This window comes from Singulisphaera sp. GP187 (genome assembly GCF_900129635.1).
In the GTDB taxonomy this organism is placed as follows: domain Bacteria; phylum Planctomycetota; class Planctomycetia; order Isosphaerales; family Isosphaeraceae; genus Singulisphaera.
The window spans coordinates 3751947-3772268 of record NZ_FSRB01000001.1 but is presented as its reverse complement, the minus strand read 5'-3'; the positions used below and the strand labels follow the sequence as shown (position 1 = coordinate 3772268).

Annotated in this window: 11 protein-coding genes; 6 read left to right on the top strand and 5 right to left on the bottom strand. The window is 63.3% G+C overall.

Features of this window, described 5'->3' with window-relative positions:
* Positions 1 to 69: 69 nt before the first annotated feature.
* The gene (locus BUS42_RS14670) at positions 70 to 1410 is read left to right on the top strand and encodes a monooxygenase (protein ID WP_074307546.1); all 1341 of its coding nucleotides are present in this window, start codon (positions 70 to 72) and stop codon (positions 1408 to 1410) included.
* A gap of 144 nt (positions 1411 to 1554) precedes the next feature.
* Here the strand turns inward: BUS42_RS14670 and BUS42_RS14665 are convergent, their stop codons facing one another.
* Both BUS42_RS14665 and BUS42_RS14660 read right to left on the bottom strand, forming a co-directional pair.
* Positions 1555 to 3036, bottom strand: coding sequence for an APC family permease (locus BUS42_RS14665; RefSeq protein ID WP_074307545.1), 1482 nt, complete (start codon positions 3034 to 3036; stop codon positions 1555 to 1557).
* An 88-nt stretch (positions 3037 to 3124) separates the two neighbouring features.
* On the bottom strand, positions 3125 to 5506 hold the full coding sequence (locus tag BUS42_RS14660) for a M28 family metallopeptidase (protein WP_074307544.1): 2382 nt from the start codon (positions 5504 to 5506) through the stop codon (positions 3125 to 3127).
* A 414-nt stretch (positions 5507 to 5920) separates the two neighbouring features.
* On the opposite strand from BUS42_RS14660, the gene BUS42_RS14655 reads away from it, so the two are divergent.
* Positions 5921 to 6442: a hypothetical protein gene (locus tag BUS42_RS14655; RefSeq protein WP_074307543.1), complete on the top strand. Its 522-nt coding sequence runs from the start codon at positions 5921 to 5923 to the stop codon at positions 6440 to 6442.
* A 94-nt stretch (positions 6443 to 6536) separates the two neighbouring features.
* Here the strand turns inward: BUS42_RS14655 and BUS42_RS14650 are convergent, their stop codons facing one another.
* From BUS42_RS14650 to BUS42_RS14640, 3 genes are all read right to left on the bottom strand, one after another.
* A complete protein-coding gene (locus tag BUS42_RS14650) occupies positions 6537 to 8723 on the bottom strand; it encodes a site-2 protease family protein (RefSeq protein ID WP_074307542.1) in 2187 nt (728 codons plus the stop codon).
* A gap of 148 nt (positions 8724 to 8871) precedes the next feature.
* The gene (locus tag BUS42_RS14645) at positions 8872 to 9804 is read right to left on the bottom strand and encodes an efflux RND transporter periplasmic adaptor subunit (protein WP_074307541.1); all 933 of its coding nucleotides are present in this window, start codon (positions 9802 to 9804) and stop codon (positions 8872 to 8874) included.
* Between the two features lie 152 nt (positions 9805 to 9956).
* Positions 9957 to 12026, bottom strand: a complete 2070-nt coding sequence (locus BUS42_RS14640) for an efflux RND transporter periplasmic adaptor subunit (protein WP_074307540.1) — start codon at positions 12024 to 12026, stop codon at positions 9957 to 9959.
* 375 nt (positions 12027 to 12401) lie between these two features.
* Here BUS42_RS14640 and BUS42_RS14635 point away from each other — a divergent pair, with 375 nt between their 5' ends.
* From BUS42_RS14635 to BUS42_RS14620, 4 genes are all read left to right on the top strand, one after another.
* A complete protein-coding gene (locus tag BUS42_RS14635; RefSeq protein ID WP_074307539.1) occupies positions 12402 to 12941 on the top strand; it encodes an RNA polymerase sigma factor in 540 nt (179 codons plus the stop codon).
* Between the two features lie 11 nt (positions 12942 to 12952).
* Entirely contained in the window at positions 12953 to 15775 is a 2823-nt protein-coding gene (locus BUS42_RS45115) for a YfbK domain-containing protein (RefSeq protein ID WP_254053516.1), read from the top strand.
* A 218-nt stretch (positions 15776 to 15993) separates the two neighbouring features.
* Positions 15994 to 17034 (top strand): NAD-dependent epimerase/dehydratase family protein, encoded by a 1041-nt coding sequence (locus BUS42_RS14625; RefSeq protein ID WP_074307538.1) that lies wholly within the window; start codon positions 15994 to 15996, stop codon positions 17032 to 17034.
* Between the two features lie 235 nt (positions 17035 to 17269).
* Positions 17270 to 20191: a zinc-dependent metalloprotease gene (locus BUS42_RS14620; protein WP_074307537.1), complete on the top strand. Its 2922-nt coding sequence runs from the start codon at positions 17270 to 17272 to the stop codon at positions 20189 to 20191.
* Positions 20192 to 20322: the final 131 nt, after the last annotated feature.

Genomic DNA, 20322 nt, shown 5'->3' with positions numbered 1-20322 from the left:
CGTGTATTGAATTGGGTGAGAAGACTGGGGTGAGTCATGGCCGCGTTTGAGCGATCGGGAGGCCTTTTGATGCGACGATGGTTGGGATCCTCTGGAATGGCGCTGGTGATGGGGATGTCGGGAGGGGCGGCTACCGCTGCCGAGGCCCCGACCTATCATCGCGAGGTCGTCCGGATTCTCCAGAAGCACTGTCAGGACTGTCATCGGCCGGGGCAGGTGGCTCCCTTCTCGCTTCTGCACTACGATCAGGCGCGGAAGCGTGGGGCCGACCTGGCGGCCGTGACCGCTGACCGAAAAATGCCCCCGTGGCATGCCTCGAGCAAAGAGGGGGGGCCGTTCCGAGACGCCCGCGTGTTGTCTCAGGACGAGATTGCCACCCTGGGCCGTTGGGCCGAGGCCGGTTGTCCCGAGGGGGCCGTCGCCGACGCCCCCGCGCCGCGGACCTGGGAGTCGGATTGGTCGTTGGGCACTCCCGACCTGGTTCTCAAGGCCACCGAGAGCTATACGCTCGACGCCGAGGGCCAGGACGAGCTCCGCGTCTTCGTCTTACCGACCGGCTTGACCGAAGGCCGGTGGGTGGCCGCCGTCGACTTCCTCCCGGGGAACCCGAAAATCGTCCACCACGTCCTGGCCGCGTTCGACGTGCGAGGCGCGGCGAAGAAACTCGATGAAGCCGATCCGAAGCCCGGCTACAAGGCGTTCGGCGGGTTTGGCATGATCCCGTCGGGAGGGCTTGGGGGCTGGTCGCCGGGCAAGGTGGCTCTCCCCTTACCTGATGGGGTCGGCCGCTATCTTCCGGCCGGTTCCGACGTTTTGCTTCAGGTCCATTATCATCGCAGCGGCAAGGTTGAGTCGGACAACACGTCGATCGGTCTCTACTTCGCCAAGCATGAGGTCGACAAGCAGGTACGGGGAGCTCGGATCATGCCCCCGTCACCCGGACTGTTCAGACGCCCGACGCTCTTGATCCCGGCGGGTGATGCTCACTACGAGATCAGCGGCACTCAAACAATCAATGAGGATTCGCATCTTATTGCCATTACGCCTCACATGCATTGGCTTGGCAAAGATTTCTTGATGAAAGCGATCCGCCCTGATGGGTCGACCGTGACCTTGATCCGGATCGATCAATGGGACTTCAACTGGCAAGGGGCTTACGACTTTGCGACGCCGGTCCCTCTCCCCAAGGGAACCCGGATCGAGATGAAGGCCCACTTCGACAACTCGGCCGAGAACTCGGCCAATCCCACCTCGCCCCCGGTCGCCGTTCACTGGGGTGAGCAAACGACTGATGAGATGTGCATTGGTTTCCTTCAGATGACCGTCGACGACGAGCACCGCAAGAACCAGCCGCCGCCTCGGTTCGCCCTCCCGACGGCTGACCGGCTCTCGAAGGAAGAAAAGCCGTAGTCCGCCCGGCAGACTCCTTTCAGGAGCGTTCCGAGAGTCGAGATGGTCGGCCTTTGGGACCTTACTAACCTGCGCAACGAGGGGGACTGGCGCGAGCCAGTCCCCCTCGTTTGTTTGCGTCGGCTTTCTCGTTACATCCACAGGTCAGGGTTCGTCGACGACGACCGCGGCCCCGTTGCGAGAGAAGACCCAGTAGGCGGGCAGGCCGAGGACGACGATCAAGAGCCCGGCCATCGACTCGGCGGGCGTCGCACGGAGCATGTCGGCCATGAGCAAGAGCGAGGCCATGAGGAAGAGCAGGGGGGTGAACGGGTATCCCCAGGCGCGATAGGGACGAGGCATGTCGGGCCGCTTCTTGCGGAGGACGAACACGCTCCCGATCGCCAGCATGTTGAACATGTTGGCGCCGAAGATGACGTAGGTGTAGAGGAGTTTATAAAGCGGGGTCTGGTTCAACTTGGTCCAGACGGAGACGATGAAGGTGGGGAGACCGCTGTCCGGGCCGGGGGCGGGCGCGACGATGAGCACCGTGCCGATGACCGTGAGCATGATCGCCCAGGTCCCTTGCGCGATGATCGCGTTGGACGGGGTTTGGAATCGAGGATGAATCCGGCAAATCCGCATCGGGAACAGGCCGTCGCGCGCCATCGCGAAGTAGGCCCGGGGACCGGTCAGGGCATTGCCGTTGAGTGAGATAAAAGTGGAACACATCACCAAGAATGAGATCGCCAAGACCCCATTGTTTCCGAGGAGCCGGTAACAGTAGAGCGCGGCGACGGCCTTGTCTCCTCGCTTGACGTCGGCCAGGGCGGCGATATCGGGAAGGGGCAGGACGAAGTGGTAGGCGAGTGTCATCGCCAGGTAGAGTGCGATCAAAGCCCCCATCCCGAGCACCAAGGCTTTCGGGATGTTCCGCCCCGGGTCCCGGACCTCTTCGGCGAGTGAGGTCAGGTTGACCCAGCCGTCATAGGCCCAGAGCACGCCGACCATCGCGGCCATCATCCCGCCCAGGAGCGAGAGGTTCAGAGCCGGGGGGAAGAGCGGGGTCAGGTTGGCGGATTTGCCGCCGCCGAGCACGAGCGGCAGCATGATCAGGGTGATCAGGCCGCCGACCTTCAGCGCCGTACCCGCGACCTGGACTCGGCCACCGATCGCGGTCCCCAGGACGTTGATCGTGGTCACGACCGCGATCGCGGTGACCGCGGCCCCGGCCTGCCAGATCTGGTCGCGGATGTTGCCGGGCGCCGGAGCGAGGTGTGCGAAGTAGGTGGCGAACGCCGCGGCCAGCGTCGCCATCGAGCCCGTTCTCATGATCAGGAACTCGGTCCAGCCGAACAGAAAGGCGGGCAATGCGCCATAGGCGGCGCGGAGGTAGACGTAGAGTCCCCCCGCGCGGGGGATCATCGCCCCGAGTTCGGCCAGCGTCATCGCGCCCGCCAGGCTGAACATGCCCCCGATCACCCAGACGAGCACGATGCCCGAGATGTTCGGGACGTCGCGCGCGACTTGCGCCGGAACGATGAAGATGCCTGAACCGATCACGGAACCAACGATGACGCAGAGCGCCTGAACCGGGCCAAGCACCCTGGGCAGCTTGGTGAATTCCCTGGTTGTCGTCTCACTCATCCGGGAAGTGTCCTTTGTCTCGCAGAAGACCGGCGGGGTAGGAAAGAGAGGTGGATCAAGGAAGGATCGCGAACGCGAACCTGGACGTTTATGGTTTGGCGGCCGATTCCGCGTCTTTCATGGCCATCGTCGCGGCGTCGATCCGTTCGACGAGCGCGGCGACTTGGCTGGTCAGCATTTCGGTGTTGCTGGAGGCAATTGCCTGGCGAACGCCGGGGAGTGGCCAGCAGGCGTAGCCGGTGGTGAGCCCGGGGGCGTAGACCGAGTGCTTGAACCAGGGGCGGTCGGGGAGCCCGTTCTTGAGCAGGAACGCGCGTTCGACCCGGCTCAAGGCGTCATTGAGCCGAGAGAGCCGCTCGGCCGTTGCCCCTTCATCCGCGGCCACGACGGCCGCCTGGCGATCAAGCGACTTCGCCTGGGCCGCAAACCGGGCGATCGACTGGCTGAGCTCGGACACGCCTTTGAACCGAAACGGCGGCTTGCTCGGATCGGCGCTGGAGGCGCGGGCCTTTCGCTCGACCATCCGCCTGAGCTCGTCGAGATGTTCGCCGAGCACTTCCGCATACGGGGTGAAGGTCAAGGGGACGACGTTGGCCGCCGCCGCGCGCATGACGAACACGGTGTAGAGTCGCGCGGCCATCGTGTGGGTGAGGAATTCAGGATCGCCCTGCGTCTCCATCCAGTGGAAGTTGTCGTAGATCGAATGATAGACGCCATAGCGACCGCTGAAGCCGACGTCGATCGCGGGGATGCCGAGATGGTCGAGGAACGCAGTGTAGTCGGAGCCGGAACCGAGCGGATCCATCTGGGGAGAGAACCGTGGCGCAACGGAGCCATCTCGGTGCGAATCCTTCTCGGCTTCGGGCGTGGCGAGGTCGACCGGTGCCTGGCTGATCCAGCGTGCCCGTTTGCGCTCGACCCAGCTCTTGCGGAGCGATCGCCCGGTGCGGAGATCCGTCACCGCGTCGGCGGAGTCGAGCAGGAGGTCGCGGAGCGACGGAACGCCGTCCACGTCAAGCTCCGTACCGGCGACCGCCGAATCCACGTTGAGCATCAACACCGCCTTCTCGTCGAGCGTTTTCTCATGCTCTTCGGCCCATTCGGTCGAACCGACCAGGCCGTACTCTTCAGCGTCCCAACTAGCATAAACAATCGTTCGTCTTGGCTTCCAGCCGTTCTTGACGGCGGTCCCGAGAGCCCGGCACATCTCGAGCGTCGCGGCCGACCCGCTTCCCGGATCGACGGCGCCGTAGACCCAGGCGTCGCGATGGTTGCCGACCAGCACCCAGCGATCGGGTTCGACCTCCCCTTTGAGCTTGGCGACCACGTTCCAGATCGTTCGGAGCTGATAGTCCATCGTGGTTGAGAAGTTCACTTCAGCCGGTCCTGGTCCGACGTGGTAGGCAAACGGCAGCCCGCCTTGCCAGCCCACCGGGACGTTGTCGCCGGCCAGGGCCTCGAGGATCGGCCGGGCGGCGTCGTAGCTGATCGGCAGCGCCGGGATGCTCGCGAAATAGTCGTCGCGGACCAGGCCGGTTTCCTTCTCCCAGGCATCGCCGGCGTGGCGCAACTCAGGGGAGATGATGCCCGTGGGATTCGGGGTGGCGTTGAGCGGAAAGCCGTTACGAGCATCGAACGGGAGTCGCTTGGCCCCCTTGATGGACGGCCCGTTCGGGGTTGAGGGGTCTCCCGGCCCGAGCGAGAGGAACTGTACGCTGCCGCGCTGGATCGCCGAGCCGGGCCGGAAGGGGCCGTCGGGGTAGACGTCTCCCTTGGCATAGCCGTCGTCGGCGGGGTCGGAATAGATCAAGAGTCCCACGGCACCGCGCTTCTGGGCGTTGCGCACCTTCAGGCCGCGGAAGATTTCGCCGTACCGCGCCAGGACGATCTTGCCTCGGACCTCGATGCCCAGCCTGTCGAGGGTGTCAAAGTCCTCCGGTCGGGCATAGTTGGCATACACCACCTGGGCGTTGGCGGTTCCCGAGGCGCCATAGCCATGGAAGGCGGGGAATGCTTGCTCGCTAGCCGAGTCTTTGTCGGTTTTGACGAAGGCCTCAAGCACGGGCAGTTTTTGTCGGTTGGGGCGGATGAGCTCGAGGCTGGTGCCGTAGACCTCGTCGTTGGCGAGTCGCGAGTTCTCGGGATAGTTGAGCAGGACCTCATATTCGACGATGCTGGCGTCCCAGCCCCATTCTTGCAGTTTATCGCGAACGAAGCGGGCCGTCTTGTGGTCGGCGGGGGTCCCCGCGACGTGCGGCTCTTCGGTGAGCGTGCGGAGCCAGGCGCGGGCATGGGCGGGCGTGGGAACGGCCAACGCACGGGTTTCGGCCTCGAGCTCGGTCGCGCGCCGCGCGGACGAGAAGCCGAGGGGCGAGGACGAACGCTCCTGCTCTTGCCCAAATCCCGCGAATCCCGACGTCAACACGATTGCGACGGTACCCAATACGGCCTGAGTCGTACGTCGCAACATAAAAACCAACCTCCTGGATATTGATGCTTGACAGACTCTGGGGGCAAGTCCAAACTCAGAGCGTGGTCGGCTGCCGTTGGTCTGCGAGAATACGCGGACTTGATGCGCGAAACCAGACCCCAGCTTGTAAACCCGACCGACAGCGCGGTTTCGAGTCGACAACCCGAGAGATTCGCATCAATGCCCGTCGTGTCAAGTGCCTCCACTCGGCTCGCACAGGCCGCCGTTTCTCCGCGGGTGGGCTATCCCTCTCTGGTTCCACGTTGCGATCCCGGCTCGGTCGATCCGGCGAGCGCATACGAATTGTCCACATCGACCAGCGCGGCCATTTTCCGGCAACTTCCGAGGACCGGCTCCGGCCTCGCCTGTTCCTGACGTCGGAGGCGACGTTGGGGTAGAAGGGGGAATCTCCTCATGGCATTGTCGTTCACCGTCGGTGGAACCCGAGGGACCTTCGAGGAATCGTTCGCCAACGAGGTCGCTGGGGTTCTCGACCATGCCTTTGGCGCGGAGGGCGATTGGGAGGGGGTGCCTCCTTGCCATTTCGGCGAACTCGCGGAGGCTGGCTGGACCGATCTCCAGACGCGCGCCGTCGAGCTGCTTGGCGCCGATGCGGTCGTAAACCTGCTGGCCCTGGGCCAGGATGGCCGGGGTGTCTATCTCCCGGCCAACGTGCGGACCGTCTCGTTGCCGCTGTCGGCGGGGGCGGCCTTGCAGTGTGCGAGCCTGCCCGGGCTCCGTCAAGAATTAGCGGAATTGGCCGGGCGCTGGGATCTGGCGCTCGACGATGAGGCCCTCAAGGAGCTGCTGAACGTCCATCGCGACCCCGATGACGGCTGGGTGGCTGATGCCCCCGAGATTCGTGCCTTCGCCCGGCTCGCCCTGGCCGCCAATGAGGCTGTACGTCGCGATTGCCCACTCTGGCTGGTTGGCTGATTCTTCGACTTCGTGCTTCAAGAAGTCAGGGAGCCGATGCTCCACTTCGCTCGCCCGTAAGGCGAGCGAAGTGCATCGGCAGCCTGTTCGTCGTTTAGAGCGTGAAGTGGAACGTCTTGGTGATGAGCCGCCAGAGCCACCAGCCGAGGGTGTGCGTGCCGCCGTCGATCTTGGCGAAGCCGCGGAGCCCGGGTTGGAGGGCCAGGTTAGAGTTATCCAGGGGGATGATGACCTCATAGACCGCGGTCAACGGTTTGGCCTGGTTCGTCTTGGGGTCCTGCTTGGTCGCGATCTCGCCGCCGGCGAGGTTTGAGAGCTCGGGAGAAATCTCTTCGCTGTTCCGCTTGGAGATCTCGCCGACGTGGCTCTTGAAGGTGAGCTCGGAGTCGCCATAAATCTTCAGCCAGGTGCGGCGGCCGAGCTTGACGAGGTCGATGTCCCCCTGGTCGAGGATCATGTGGGCCTCGAGGCGATGGGGGTCGGCCACTTCACAGAACGGCTTGCCGGGCTTGAGCCACTGACCGACCGTCTCGGGATGGGGGACGCCCATGACCCGACCGTCACGATGCGCGACCAGGGTCAGCTTGCCGAGTTGGTCGACCACTTTGCCGATGACCGGTTCGAGGTCGGTGGCCATCTGCTCGAACTGTCTCGACTGGGCCCGATTACTTGGGTCGGAGCCGCGACCGAACCAGACCGCCTTGATGAAGTTGACCCCTTGCTGCTCCTGCAACTGCATCCGTTCGCGAACCTTCTCCGGGTTGGAGAGAATCGCGAGCTCGTCGCCCGCTTTGACCGGCTGGCCGTCTCGGACCTTCAGTTCAACCAGCCGGCCGGGAACTTCGGCGTAGACTTCCTCGGGATTGGCCGCCGTCAGGACTAACGTCCCCTGAACCCGTAACGGCGTCGGGATCAGAAGGACTCCGGCGAGGATGGCGATGGCCGCCACCGCGAAGCCGGCCGCTCTTGCCTTTTTCACCTTGCGCATCCTCCCCGGGGTGCGGACGAACTTGAACATCTGGTAGATGGGCATGCCCACGAGCGGAACCAGCGACCCGATCGCCATGATCGCGCTGATTGAGCCGAGCTTGTACGGTTGCAGGAACTTGTAGAGGAAGAACAAGATGCTGAACGTCACGATCCAGCGGTAAATATAGCTGGCGACGGCATAGGTAACGAAGAGTGACCGCCGTGATCGGGGCATGTAGCTCTGGACCGGCACTTCCAGCCCGAGCACCTTCTCCTGGAACAGGTAAGTGAAAAACTGCGTGCTCTTGATCCGCAAGTTGGGGATTTCGAGCCAGTCGGCCATGACGTAGTAGCCGTCATACCGGAGCAGCGGGTTGGCATTGAACAGGATCGTGTTCACCGAGCAGATGAACATCGTTGCCAAGCTGAGGCTATTCAAGAGTCCTTGTTCGGTGTTCCACCAGACGAACGTGGCGAGGCTCGCCAGGAAGCACTCGACGTAGATGCCGGCCGCCGAGATCCAGATCCGTTTCCACTTGCTGGGTAGGAGCCAGCTATCGGTCACGTCGCAATAGAGGGCCGGGGTAAGGACGAGGAAGAGCATCCCCATCTCGTGGACCTCGCCGCCGAAATGCTTCGCCGTCAGGCCGTGACCGAACTCGTGGATGATCTTGATGATCGCCAGACTACACCAGAAGTAGAAGATGGTCGACCAGTTGAAGAAGCTCTGGAAGTCGGGCAGGCGGGCGCTGAAGGTGGACCACTGGCTGGCCACCAGGGTCAGCGCGGCGAGCATCATCCCCACGCTGAACGTGATGAAGTAGGGGGTGAAGAGCCAGCGGAAGTAGGGGTACATCCCGGTCAGCATCTTTTCCGGGTCGACGACCGGGATCTTGATGTAGAGGATGTTGGCGATGAACTGCCAGACCTTCTTCCACTGGTTCTTGCGTCGACGGCGGATCAGCACCTTGGCCTGGTCGGGGCTGTCGATCTGGGCGAGCCCCGCCTCGTGCAACTGGGCGGTGAACCGAATCAGGTCCTCGATCGAGATCGTCTGGGGACGATACTTGCGTTCGAAGGCCCGTTTGACGTCCTGGAGGTTGGTCTTGCCGTCGAACTGCTGGAGCAGGAAGTATTCCTCGATCTTGAATCGAAAATACTTCAGCGCGATCGGGTCTTTGATGACGTAGTGCGTCATCCCCTCATAGAACTGGGGCTGAACGATCAGGTCGGGCCGGAGCTTGACCTGGAGGTGCTCGGCGGCCTGCCCCATCGGGGCTGCTGTAGGTACCTGAGAGGGAGCGGAACTCATCGGCCGGCGGCCCTCGACTCGGGTCGGTTGTGGGACGTTCTACGAGCGATCGGCATTGGCATCGGGTCGACTCGCATCAAATCAAGCCATGGCTCGAAGCCAATGGGTGGCGATGGGTCGTGTGAGTTTTCAGAGTCAAGGAGGTCGTTCAGCGTCCGAGGCCCACCGGGGTCCTGGATCCGACCGTGGGGTTGGCTGCGCCGCCTTCGGTGCCGAGCAGGATCGTCATCGACGCCTTGGCGCCGGGGCGGAGCTCATGGTCCGGATTGTCGAACTCGGCGTAGATCCGAACCGCGACCTCGGCGATCGGCTGGATCTGTGGGTCGACGAAGGTGATCTTGCCACGGAATCGCTTCTTTTCGATGGGCGCTCCGCCGAGTTTTTGCTGGAGCTCGACGATCTGCCCCTCTTTGACCCGGTAGGCATATTCGAGCGGGATGTAGGCCCAGGCGCGGAGCTTGTCGAGGTTGCCCAGGCGGACGACCGCCTCGTTGGCCCGCACGCTTTCGCCGGGGCCCTTGATCCGCTCGATCACGATGCCGTCGAAGGGAGCCCGGATCGTGTGCTCGTCGAGCGCCTGCCTCGCCAACAAGAGATCGGCCTCGTCGAGCTTTTGCTTTTCGATGGCCTCATTCTTCATCTCTTGGGCGACTTTGACCTCGGCCTCGGCCTTGCGCATCTCTTCGAGCGAGACCATTCCCGGATTGCGCTGATTGAGCCGCGCGTTCGTCGCGACGATGGCCAAGGCCAGCTCGCGCTGGGCTTCGGCCTTATTCTTGGCGGCCACGTTCGTCACCAACAGCTCGGCTTTTTTGACCGTTAAGTCGGCGATCTCCTTGTGGAGAACCCCGATCGGCTTGCCTTTCTGGGCGAGCATGCCGTTCTGGAGCTCCATCGTATCGATGACCCCTTCACGGAGCGCGGCCACGTCCGACTTCTCGATCCAGTCGATCGTGGCGTCGTGGACGGGCAGGGTATCGCCGGCTCGCGATGCCGGCGCCGGGACCTGGGCAGTCGAGGCGATCGAAAGAACGGTGACGAACCCCGCGGCCAGCGCGGCGACTTTTTTCGGGAAGAGCATGGCGAGCCTCCGGGAGATAATGGGCGTAAATATCGAGTCGGCAGCGGGGGTTGCGATCGACCGCGGATGGCCCTGTCCGTCCGTTCCGACGGGAAGGAAGAGACGCGAGCACCACGCGATCGGTCGTCAGTCAGCCCCCACTGCGGAGGGCGTCAACGCAAGAACGGCCAGCGGAACAGGACGGTTTCGTAGAACACGTGGACGACGTCACGAAGCATGACGTAGGCGAGGCGTGCCTTTCCGCAATCAATCCGGGCTCGGACCTCGGCTCCCGGGCGGAGGGCCTGGTTCCGTGAGAGGAAGTCTTTCTGGACGTCCTGGCTGAACCCGACGGTCACCTTGACGACGTGCTTCGTCTCGACGAGTTCCGCCTTCGACCCGATCCGCACGACGTAGCCGGGATAGCGGTGCTCGGGGTCGGTGGCCGTGACGAAGTAGGCTTGCAGTCGCGAGCCGACCGGCTTCTTGCCGTCCTTGATCTCGGCCTCGAGCCGGCTTTGGGAGTCGAGCACCGGCCCCATGTCATCGTCGGGCACCTCGACCTCAAGGACCCACTCCCCCTCGGTGGAGGCGACCGCGACCAACTCCTGACCGATTTCGACGGGACGACCGAGCAGGTTTTTGCGAACCTCCCAGGTCGTGACGATCCCGTCTTGAGGCGATCGGACCTTCATCTCTTCGAGTTGCTCGTTGATGCTCTCGATTTGTTCCTGGGCGGACTTGGCCGTGATCGTAGCCGCCGACTGCTGGGCTCTGATCTGATATCTTTCGGATTCGGGCGCCGTGATGGACTTCTGGGCCTGGTTCCCGAGAAAGAGAACGTCACTCTCCGCCTTCTGCTTCTCGGCCATGAGTTCCTTGAGCCGACGCTCCAACTCCTTGCTCTCGAGCCGAACGAGGAGGTCTCCCTTGCGGACGGACTGACTGTGCTCGACCGGCACTTCGACCACGATCCCGGCGGTCGGTGCGTAGACGTTGTGCCGGTTTTCGGGCAAGAGTGAGCCTCGCCCTTCGATCGTCAGCTTCCAGGGGACGAACGTGAGGACGGCGATCAGGCCGACCACCGCGACCAGGACGCCGATGATCTTGGCCAGGGTTCGCCCGCGGAAGAACCGCCAAGGGGAGCCCATCAGCTTGAGCATCGGCAAGAGGAAGATCTTGTCGTGTTCCTGTGCGTTCCAGAGCGCGGTGGAGGCGTGGCGCGAGACCACCTCGGTCCGGGCGTGCGCATCGGTCGGCGCCATCTCGTCGCCGATCTGCTCGGCGACCAGGCAGCCGAACGGGACCTTCTCCTTGCCTTGTTCGGGCTCGGGCTTATGCAGCAAGGTGACGATGACGGCCTTTGATCCCGACTCGTCGACGTACATTTCGAGGGCGTCGCGGATGTCGGGGGCAAACCCCTCCGTGTTGCCCGTATAAACCAGGTCCTCGCCCGATCGGATGACGACCTTGCAGAGCCGGGTCAGCTCTCGGATCAGGTTGGCCCGTTGCTCGACGACTTCCTGGCCGCTGACCGCCTCGACCATGATCCGGCCGCCGATCTTGGCGGCGACGCTGAGCCGGTCGCAGCCGACGAGCCGTTTGCCGTCGTTGGCGATCGCGTAGGCGGTCTCCTTCAGGTCGAGCGAGCCGTGGATCTGGTGGGTGAACCCTTCGAGCTGGTTCCAGAGCCGCTGCTGCGACATCATCTGTCGCATCTGGCGGTTCTTGAGGTAGTTGCCCGCCAGGTCGCAAAGGTCGCTGACGAATCGGAGCGTGCTTTTCTGAGTGGCCGCGCGCCGGGTCGGATCCATCAGGATCTCGATCAGGCCGACGACCTGCCGGTCGACCATCAACGGGGCGATGATCAACGAGAACGTCGTGGGGTTGCCGGCGTTTGGCTGCCCCTCGATTGTCGCTCCCGGCGGGATAATTTGGGGCTGGGAGGCCTGGATCATGCAACCCAAGAGCGCGTCGTGGGGTTGCGTGCGGACCCGGCCGTCGAGGAGGCCCGTGAGCCGGAATTCAAGCTGGTGTTGCAGCTTGATGCTGCCTTTTCCGTCCAGCAGCCAGAATGCTCCGCCCGAGGCCGCGACCGCCGCAACGGCACGGTTGAGGAACTCGACGTAGAACTCAGGCGGTTGAATGTCCGACTCGGCGAGATCGGCGATCTCGGCCACCAGCTTGCGGATCTGGTTCTTTGTCTGCTCAAGCAGACCAGGATCAATCGTTTCTTCCGGCATGGTGGGTCCCGGTTTTGAACGCCAGAGTCCGAATCATCGAGTCGCCAATCGCCGCGCCTGGCTCGACGATGCTCAGTCAAAAGGGAATCGTCCGCTCGCGGCGCATGCGGCACACAGGCAACGGGACGGCGAGCCGGGAAACCTTCCTAAGAATTTTTTTCGTCAAGTGGACACCTGGTTCCCGTGCCGAATCCGTGTCTCTCCGAATCCGTTGGATTTCTCGAAATGGCTCATGCGATTCCCAATAGCAACAGGCGAGTGGGGATTCCCTGTCAGAACGTGTCCGCGGCGATAAAGTGAAGCTCCCTTCTAAGAAACTTCGCCGTCGTGCGTCATCAGAGCTGTACGGAAACCGTCCCAGTCCGAGCGAAGCCGATGCCTGGCCAGCCAAGTTCCGCAGACAATGGACCCTGGGTCCGTGCCGCCGTCGCCCGCTTCGAGGCGCCCCTGACGCTGTACGCCACGCGTCTGCTGGGGGATGCCGACGCGGCGCGCGACGTCGTTCAGGAAACGTTCCTCCGCCTGTGTGTCCAGGATCGCGCGGCGATTGACTCGCGACTTGCCGAGTGGCTCTTCACGGTCTGCCGCAACCGTGCCCTGGACGTCCTGAGGAAGGAGAGTCGTATGACTCGCTTGAGCGACGAACAGGTTCATCATTGCGCCAGTGCCGACCCAAGTCCCCCAGACGTCGCGGAACACCGCGAGTCGGCCGCACGGGTTCTCGACTTGGTCGAGACGTTGCCTCCCAACCAGCGTGAGGTCATCCGTCTCAAGTTTCAAAATGGGTTCTCCTACCAGGAGATCAGTCGAATTAGCGGCCACAGCGTGACCAACGTCGGCTACTTGCTGCATGTCGGTCTGAAATCCCTCCGCAACCAACTGCTCGACGGCCAGCCGGCCGAAGCCACTTCGTGAAGGAGTCCGTCATGACATTCGATGCCAGTGATCCCCGGCTGACCGCCTACGCGCTGGGCGAACTCGACGGCTCGGAGCGGGCGGAAGTCGAAGCCCTCCTTGCCGAGAATCCGCCGGCTCGCCAGTACGTCGCGGAGATTCGCGACACTGCGCAATTACTCACGGATCAATTTCGGAGCGAGACCAGCCCCGGCCTCGCCGCCGAGCACCTCCAGGCCATCGAAGTCGGCCTCCAGCCCAAGCCGACGCGTCGATCGCTCCCCCGCTGGGTCCCCTTGGCCGCCGCGGCCTGCCTGCTCGGTGGTATCACGATCGCTGCTTGGGTCGCGAGCCGCTCGACTGTCAGCCGAATCGCGCTGGCGATGAAGGACGAGCCTTTGCCCCACTACGCGTCACGTGGTAAACCGCGCGTGCCGGATCTCTCGTTCCCCGCTCCCTCCGCGCCCGTGACCGCGCCGGTCGCTCCGACCACAGCCAACGACTTCTCGATCGCACCGGGAGGAGATCGGGAACTGCGCGATGCGGCCACGGTGGCTTTGGCCCCGGTTTCGGCCCTTGGCAAGCGGAGCGACTCGGGCGAAGCCGCGCCTCTTCCGATGCTGTCAGGTGCCGAGAGCAACGCTCTCGCCAGGCAGGAAGCGGTTTCGTCGGAAATGTTGGTCAAGGATCAGCAGGGACCGCCGCTCGAAGCCGCGCCCACGGGGCGTTTTCAAGGCGACGGTCTCGCCGCGCAAGACGAGATTCGGGCCAAGGCTCCGACGCCGCTTGCCTTGCTGTCCCGAGAGAAGGAATCCCATCAGCCGTTGCCAAGTGAATCTCGGGGCACCACCCATCAGCCGTTCCCAAGTGAATCTCGGGTCGCCCAACTGTCTCAAAATGGTTCGGCTTCCCCCGAGGCCAAGCTGTCGCCGCCAGCGGCTTCGAGTTCACCCCTGCCGTTCGTCGAGGCGGCGCAACTCGCCAGCAGTGATCCGACCACCCAGACTGAGCGGGCGGGCATCAAATCCCCCGAAAGCTTCAAGAAGCTGACTGCGGACCGGCGACGAATGAGCTCCCCGGCCAAGCCATTGGTCGCGCTGTCCCAAGGCCAATCTGTTGGTGGAATGGGCGGTGGGATGGGAGGTATGGGGGGCATGGGCTTGGCTGGTATGCCAAGTCAAAGCCCGGCTTCCCACCAGCCGCAGTCCGGAAATTCGCCGTTCTTGGGTGCTCAGCCTCAGGGTGTTGACTCGCAGCAGAAGCTCGGTGAGTCAATGAACCAGTTGCATCGAGGAAAAGTCGATCTTGGGGCAATCGTTTTGGATTCGAGGGGCTTTGAGGGAATGGTCCGCCCGGAAGCTGGAGTTGCCGGCGACAAGGTCAAACAGGATTTGCATGGGTTCGACCCGAAATCTTCGCCTGCCGCCCCTGCGCCGGCAGACGCGGAAGTCTACGCTCGCGTGGTGGACAACCCGTTCGTCCAGGTAGCCGCCGAGTCGCTTTCGACGTTCTCGGTCGACGTGGACACGGCGAGCTATGCAAATGTGCGGCGGTTTCTCGGGCAAGGTGTCATGCCTCCCAAGAACGCGGTCCGAATCGAGGAGCTCCTGAACTATTTTCCGTACGACGACCCGCCGCCGTCGGCCTCGAGCAAGGACCCGTTCTCGGTCCGGGTTGAGGTTGCCGACTGCCCCTGGAACGCCAAGCATCGTCTGGCCCGGATTGGGATCAAAGGACGGCCGATCGATCAGGACAAGCGGCCGCCGAGCAACCTCGTCTTCCTGGCCGATGTCTCCGGCTCGATGGATCACCCCAACAAGCTCCCGCTCTTGCAGTCGTCATTGCAGACTTTGGTGGAGCAGCTCGGCGAGAACGACCGAGTGGCGATCGTCGTCTACGCCGGCGCCTCGGGCCTGCACCTGCGCTCGACCTCCTGCCTTCACAAGGCGGAGATCCTCTCCTCGATCGCCCAGCTCCGGGCCGGTGGATCGACCAACGGCGGGGCCGGCATTCAGCTCGCTTACGACACGGCCACCGAGAATTTCATCAAGGGAGGGACGAACCGCGTCATCCTGGCCACCGACGGCGACTTCAACGTGGGGATCGTCGACGACGCCAAGCTGACCGAATTGATCCAGGCGAAGGCGAAAAGCGGCGTCTTCCTGAGCGTGCTCGGCTTCGGCATGGGCAACCTCAAGGACGGCAAGCTCGAAAAGCTCGCTGACAAGGGCAACGGCCACTACGCCTACATCGACGGACCGAAGGAGGCCGAGAAGGTCCTCGTCCAGGAGATGGGGTCGACCCTCGTCACCATCGCCAAGGACGTCAAGATCCAGGTCGAGTTCAACCCAGGTAAGGTCGACGCCTACCGGCTGATCGGCTACGAAGACCGGCTCTTGAAGAAGGAAGACTTCAACAACGACCGCAAGGATGCCGGTGAGATCGGCGCGGGGCACCACGTCACGGCTCTCTATGAGATCGTGCCCGGGGGGACGAACAAGAACGGCACCGCGGTCGACCCGCTCGTGTTTCAGAAGACGGAGAAACCGAAGGAGCCACGGAATGAACTCCTCCTGGTGAAACTGCGGTACAAGCGTCCCGACGAAGATCAGAGCCAGTTGCTCGAATCGTTTGTGACGGATGAGGGGACCGAATACGCCCGGGCCTCCGACGACTTCAAGTTCGCCGGTGCCGTGGCGGGCTTCGGGATGCTCCTGCGGGGCTCGCCGCATAAGGGAACCCTGACGTATGCCGGGGTGGTGGAGCTGGCCACCTCCGCGCTGGGCAAGGACCCCTCGGGTTACCGGGCCGAATTTCTTGGCCTGGTGAAAAAGGCCCAGGAACTCAGCCGCTGAGGCCCGTCCCATTCGTGTGGTCTCGTCGTTCGGTCGGTTGGTCCGAACGACGGGGCTTCGCGGAGGATCAGGGCCTGGATGGGTGGGCCGAGGGCACGCGACGACGAAGAACGCTCAACCAGGGATCGGGGGAGCGTGTAGAATGGAGTGGGCCTCGTCATCATCAGGTGACGAGGTGCCCGGACTCATCGTTGTTGCGGAAAAGGAAGGGATCCGAAGTGGCCGACAGTGACCTTGACCTGGTGACGGGGGGAACGGGTCTCCTGGGGAGCCACATTGCCGAGCAACTCGTCGCGCGAGGCCGGAGAGTACGGGCCTTGGTCCGCGCGGGGAGCGCCACGTCGTTCTTGGAGTCACTGGGCGTCGAGATTATCCGCGGGAATCTGACCGACCCGTCGGCGTGTGCCCGCGCCACCCAGGGGGTCGCCGTGGTTTACCACGCGGCCGCCAAGGTGGGTGATTGGGGCCGCTGGTCCCAATTTCAGACGGACTGCATCGATGCGACCCGGAACCTGGCCACGGCCGCGAGCGCGGCGGGGGTTGGCCGGTTCCTCCATATCAGCTCCACCAGCGCCTATGGGCATCCCCACGATCAAGTCGAGCCGATCGACGAGACGGCGGCCATGGGACAGAACGTCTGGGTCTGGGACCCGTACACCCGAAGCAAGGTCGAGTGCGAGCGGCTCCTCTGGCAGTTGGCCGAGTCGGGTCGACTCGCGGTGACGGTGATCCGCCCGAGTTGGCTCTATGGCGAACGTGACCGGACCACCGTCGCGCGGCTGGTCGACCGGCTGCGGAGGGGGAAGGTGCCGATGATCGGCCGAGGGGACAACCCGCTGAGCGCGGTGTATGCCGGAATTGTGGCCGACGCCGCCATCCTCGCCTCAGGTGACCCTGGTTCGGCCGGCGAAGCCTACAACATCACTAACCAGGGCCGGATCACCCAGCGCGAGTTCCTCAACCTGTTCGCCGAGGCCTGCAATGCCCCTCGGGTCGTGAAACGGGTTCCCTATCGCGCGGTCTACTCCGCCGCCTTCCTGCTCGAAGCCCACGGCCGTCTGACCCGCCGCCCGCGCCCACCCCTCATCACCCGCTACGCCACCTGGCTGATGGGCCGTGAGCTCGAATACAGCACCGAGAAAGCCCGGACCCGGCTCGGCTGGGAACCCTCGTTGAGCTACCGTGCGAGTATCGAACGGTCGGTCCGCTGGTATCTCGAGCACGAAGCGGCGGCCGCAAAAGTCGCTCAGTTCGCCTGATCTGTGTTTTTGCGTCATATTGCCCGACTTCTCGATTCTGCGGATCCGAATTCATTCAACCGGCCCCTTGTCGGTCCCTTTCGCTTTAGTCATCATGAAAATGTGCGGGTCAGGCCATGAATGCGGGCTCTCGAAATGGGTGCGATTGAGGCACCGATTGCGGCGCCCGGAGTGGTCTTAGCCTGGTCGATGCCAGGCTTGCCAGACCCGTCTCGAACCTTGCGAGGGGCACCGTATGAAGCGGTATTGGGCGATGGGTTGGGTCACGGCGCTCGCCGTGACGGCCGGATTCAGCGGCCTGCGGGCCGACGATGAGAGACCAAGACTAGCCGGCGCGACGAAGAGCGACGACTCGGAAAAGAAGTTCCGCGACTTCGCCGACGTCACCAAGGGATCCGAGAAGATCGACGGCTTTCTCACGCTCCACCACAAGGACGATCATCTCTACGCCGAGATCAAGCCGAACCAGTTCAATCAGCCGATGCTCGCGCCCATCGCGATCGCACGCGGCATGGCGATGGCCGGCCAGCCCTTGAATTTCGGTGACGAATGGGTCCTCGTCTTCAAGCGGGTGGGCGACAAGGTCCAGCTCATTCGCCGCAACATCCACTACAAGGCCCCCGCCGGCACCCCGCTGGATAAGGCGGTCAAGCAGAACTATACCGACTCGGTCCTGATGGCCTTGCCCATCCTTAGCATCAACCATGCCGGCGGCCAGAGCGTCGTGATCGACCTGTCCGACATCTTCTTCTCCGACTTCGCTCAGCTCGGCTTCGGCTCGCTCGATCGGAACCGGACCCACTGGCACAAGATCAAGGGGTTTCCGAATAACGTCGAGCTCGAGGTCGAGGCGACCTTCGGCAACTTCGGCCGTTCCTCGATGTCCAACGATGATGGCGTAGCTGACGGCCGTGGGCGCACGATCGTGATTCACTACAGCTTGGCGAAGCTGCCGGAACACGGCTACAAGCCGCGGTACGCGGATAACCGCGTCGGCTACTTCCTGAGCGCTCTGAAAGACTTCGGCCTGAAAGACCCGGACACCAACTTCGTGCGCCAGGTCAACCGCTGGCGGATCGAGAAGTCGGACCCCAAGGCCAAGCTCTCCCCGCCCAAGAAGCAGCTCATCTGGTACGTGGAAGACACCGTTCCGCTTGAGTACCGCCCGTTCGTCGAGGCCGGGATTCTGGAGTGGAACAAGGCGTTCGAGAAGATTGGCATCAGCAACGCATTGGCGGTCCGCTGGCAAGAGGATGGTCGCGACGACTTTGATCCCGAGGATATCAACTACTGCACCTTCCGCTGGATCACCACCAGCAACCCGTTCGCCATGTCCTGCTTACGGGCGAACCCTTTGACCGGCGAAATGATTGATGGCGACGTCATCTTCGACGCCAGCTGGATCCATTACTGGAAAGAACAGTATGCCTTCCTGACGGGCACCCTGCCGGCGACCGGTCTTGGGGATGCCCAGACCACGACCCTGGACATCGGCCAGGTGATCAGCCCGATCATGGCGGCCAAGCAGGGATTCGGTCTGCCGGTGACTCTGCCGTCCCGCCTCCCGGGAATCGGCTCCGCGCTCGTCGGGACCGACATCCCCGAGGCCGTTCCGGCCGAGTGGTCCGGCCTCCAGAAGCAATTGAGGAAGCGGCAGGGATCGGGCCAGTTCTCGTCCTGTCAGTACAGCCTCGGGATGCACCACGAGATGGGGCTGGCCGCCATCAGTCTGGCGGCGGTTGCGAATGCCGACAAGGATACAGATAAAGTCACGGACAAAGACGATAAGGATAAAGATAAGGACAAGGACAAAGAGAAAGCAAAAGACGAGGCCAAGCTTCCCGACGAACTCTTGGGGCAGTTGATCAAGGAAGTCGTGATGCACGAGGTCGGTCACTCGCTCGGCCTGCGGCACAACTTCAAGGCGAGCTCGATGCTCACCGCCGACCAGTTGAACGACACGTCGATCACCCGGGTCAAGGGGCAGGCCGGGAGCGTGATGGACTACAACCCGATTAACATCGCGCCCAAGGGCCAGAAGCAGGGCGATTTCGTGACGACCACGATCGGCCCTTATGACTACTGGGCGATCGAGTACGCCTACGCGCATCTTGATGGGGACGAAGCCGAAGGGTTGAAGAAGATCGCGGCCCGGTCGCCCGAAGGGGACCTGGTGTTCGCGACCGATGAAGATATGTATCTTGCCAATGATCCGCTGGTGAACGTCTATGACCTCGGGTCGGACACCTTGCGGTTCGCCAAGGAGCGGATCACGCTCGCCTCGCAACTGCTCAAAGACCTGGATGGCAAGGTGGTCAAGGACGGTGAGTCCTGGGCGCGCGTCCGGAGCGCTTTCAACACGCTGCTCAACCAGTGGGGCAACGCGTCCCACTTGGCCTCGTCGTACATCGGCGGCCAGTCGGTCTCGCGCGACCACAAGGGGAGCAAGGGGGAACGTGACCCGATCACACCGATCAAGGGGGCCAAGCAGCGTGAGGCCTTGACCTTCGTGACCGAGCAGATCCTCAGCGACAAGGCGTTCCAGTTCTCGCCGGCCCTGCTGCGCCGGCTGACCGCCGAACGCTGGTATCACTGGGGCAGCGACTCGCTGGCTTCGGGGGGCGCGGCCGACTACCCGATCAATCAGCGGATCCTGGCGATCCAGAAGATCGTCCTCAGCCAGTGCTTCGACGCCGGCGTCCTGTCGCGGCTCCAGAACCAGGAGATCGAGGCTGACTCAGGTAGCCAGCCGCTGAAAATGGCCGAGGTCTTCAGCGTCCTGACCGACGGCGTCTGGGCCGAATTGGCCGTACCGGCCGAGAAAGGCGAGGGCAAAGCCCAGGAGTTGGCCCTTTCGACCATCCGCCGCAACCTGCAACGCGAGCACCTGCGGCGGCTCTGCACCCTGGTGCTGGGAAGCCGCCGGAGTCCGTATGAGGACATGTATGCGTTCATTAGCTTCTCCGGCGGTGGCTCGGTTCCGGCCGATGCCCGAAGCCTCGCCCGGTTCCATCTGAAGGAGATCAGCAGTCGGATCGGCAAGGCGCTCGACCAAAAGGATGTGACGATCGACGACACGAGCCGGGCCCACCTTGAGGAGTGCCGTCACAAGATCGGCAAGGTCCTCGACGCCGGGATCGAGTCCAACGAGCCCTGATGATCGTGGAGCTGCGTCCCGTCCGCGAGACCCGGAACGGAATCGGCCCGGCCTTCACCATGTGGAGGCCGGGCCATAACATTGGTTGATTTTTGGGTTTTCCCGGACCAGACCCTCGGCCATTTTGGCAA

Excerpts from the sequence above, each read along its gene's own strand:
- BUS42_RS14665 (WP_074307545.1), bottom strand. The coding sequence starts at position 3,036 with ATGAGTGAGACGACAACCAGGGAATTCACCAAGCTGCCCAGGGTGCTT.
- BUS42_RS14660 (WP_074307544.1), bottom strand. The coding sequence starts at position 5,506 with ATGTTGCGACGTACGACTCAGGCCGTATTGGGTACCGTCGCAATCGTG.
- BUS42_RS14670 (WP_074307546.1), top strand. The coding sequence starts at position 70 with ATGCGACGATGGTTGGGATCCTCTGGAATGGCGCTGGTGATGGGGATG.
- BUS42_RS14640 (WP_074307540.1), bottom strand. The coding sequence starts at position 12,026 with ATGCCGGAAGAAACGATTGATCCTGGTCTGCTTGAGCAGACAAAGAAC.
- BUS42_RS14645 (WP_074307541.1), bottom strand. The coding sequence starts at position 9,804 with ATGCTCTTCCCGAAAAAAGTCGCCGCGCTGGCCGCGGGGTTCGTCACC.
- BUS42_RS14650 (WP_074307542.1), bottom strand. The coding sequence starts at position 8,723 with ATGAGTTCCGCTCCCTCTCAGGTACCTACAGCAGCCCCGATGGGGCAG.
- BUS42_RS45115 (WP_254053516.1), top strand. The coding sequence starts at position 12,953 with ATGACATTCGATGCCAGTGATCCCCGGCTGACCGCCTACGCGCTGGGC.
- BUS42_RS14635 (WP_074307539.1), top strand. The coding sequence starts at position 12,402 with ATGCCTGGCCAGCCAAGTTCCGCAGACAATGGACCCTGGGTCCGTGCC.
- BUS42_RS14620 (WP_074307537.1), top strand. The coding sequence starts at position 17,270 with ATGAAGCGGTATTGGGCGATGGGTTGGGTCACGGCGCTCGCCGTGACG.
- BUS42_RS14655 (WP_074307543.1), top strand. The coding sequence starts at position 5,921 with ATGGCATTGTCGTTCACCGTCGGTGGAACCCGAGGGACCTTCGAGGAA.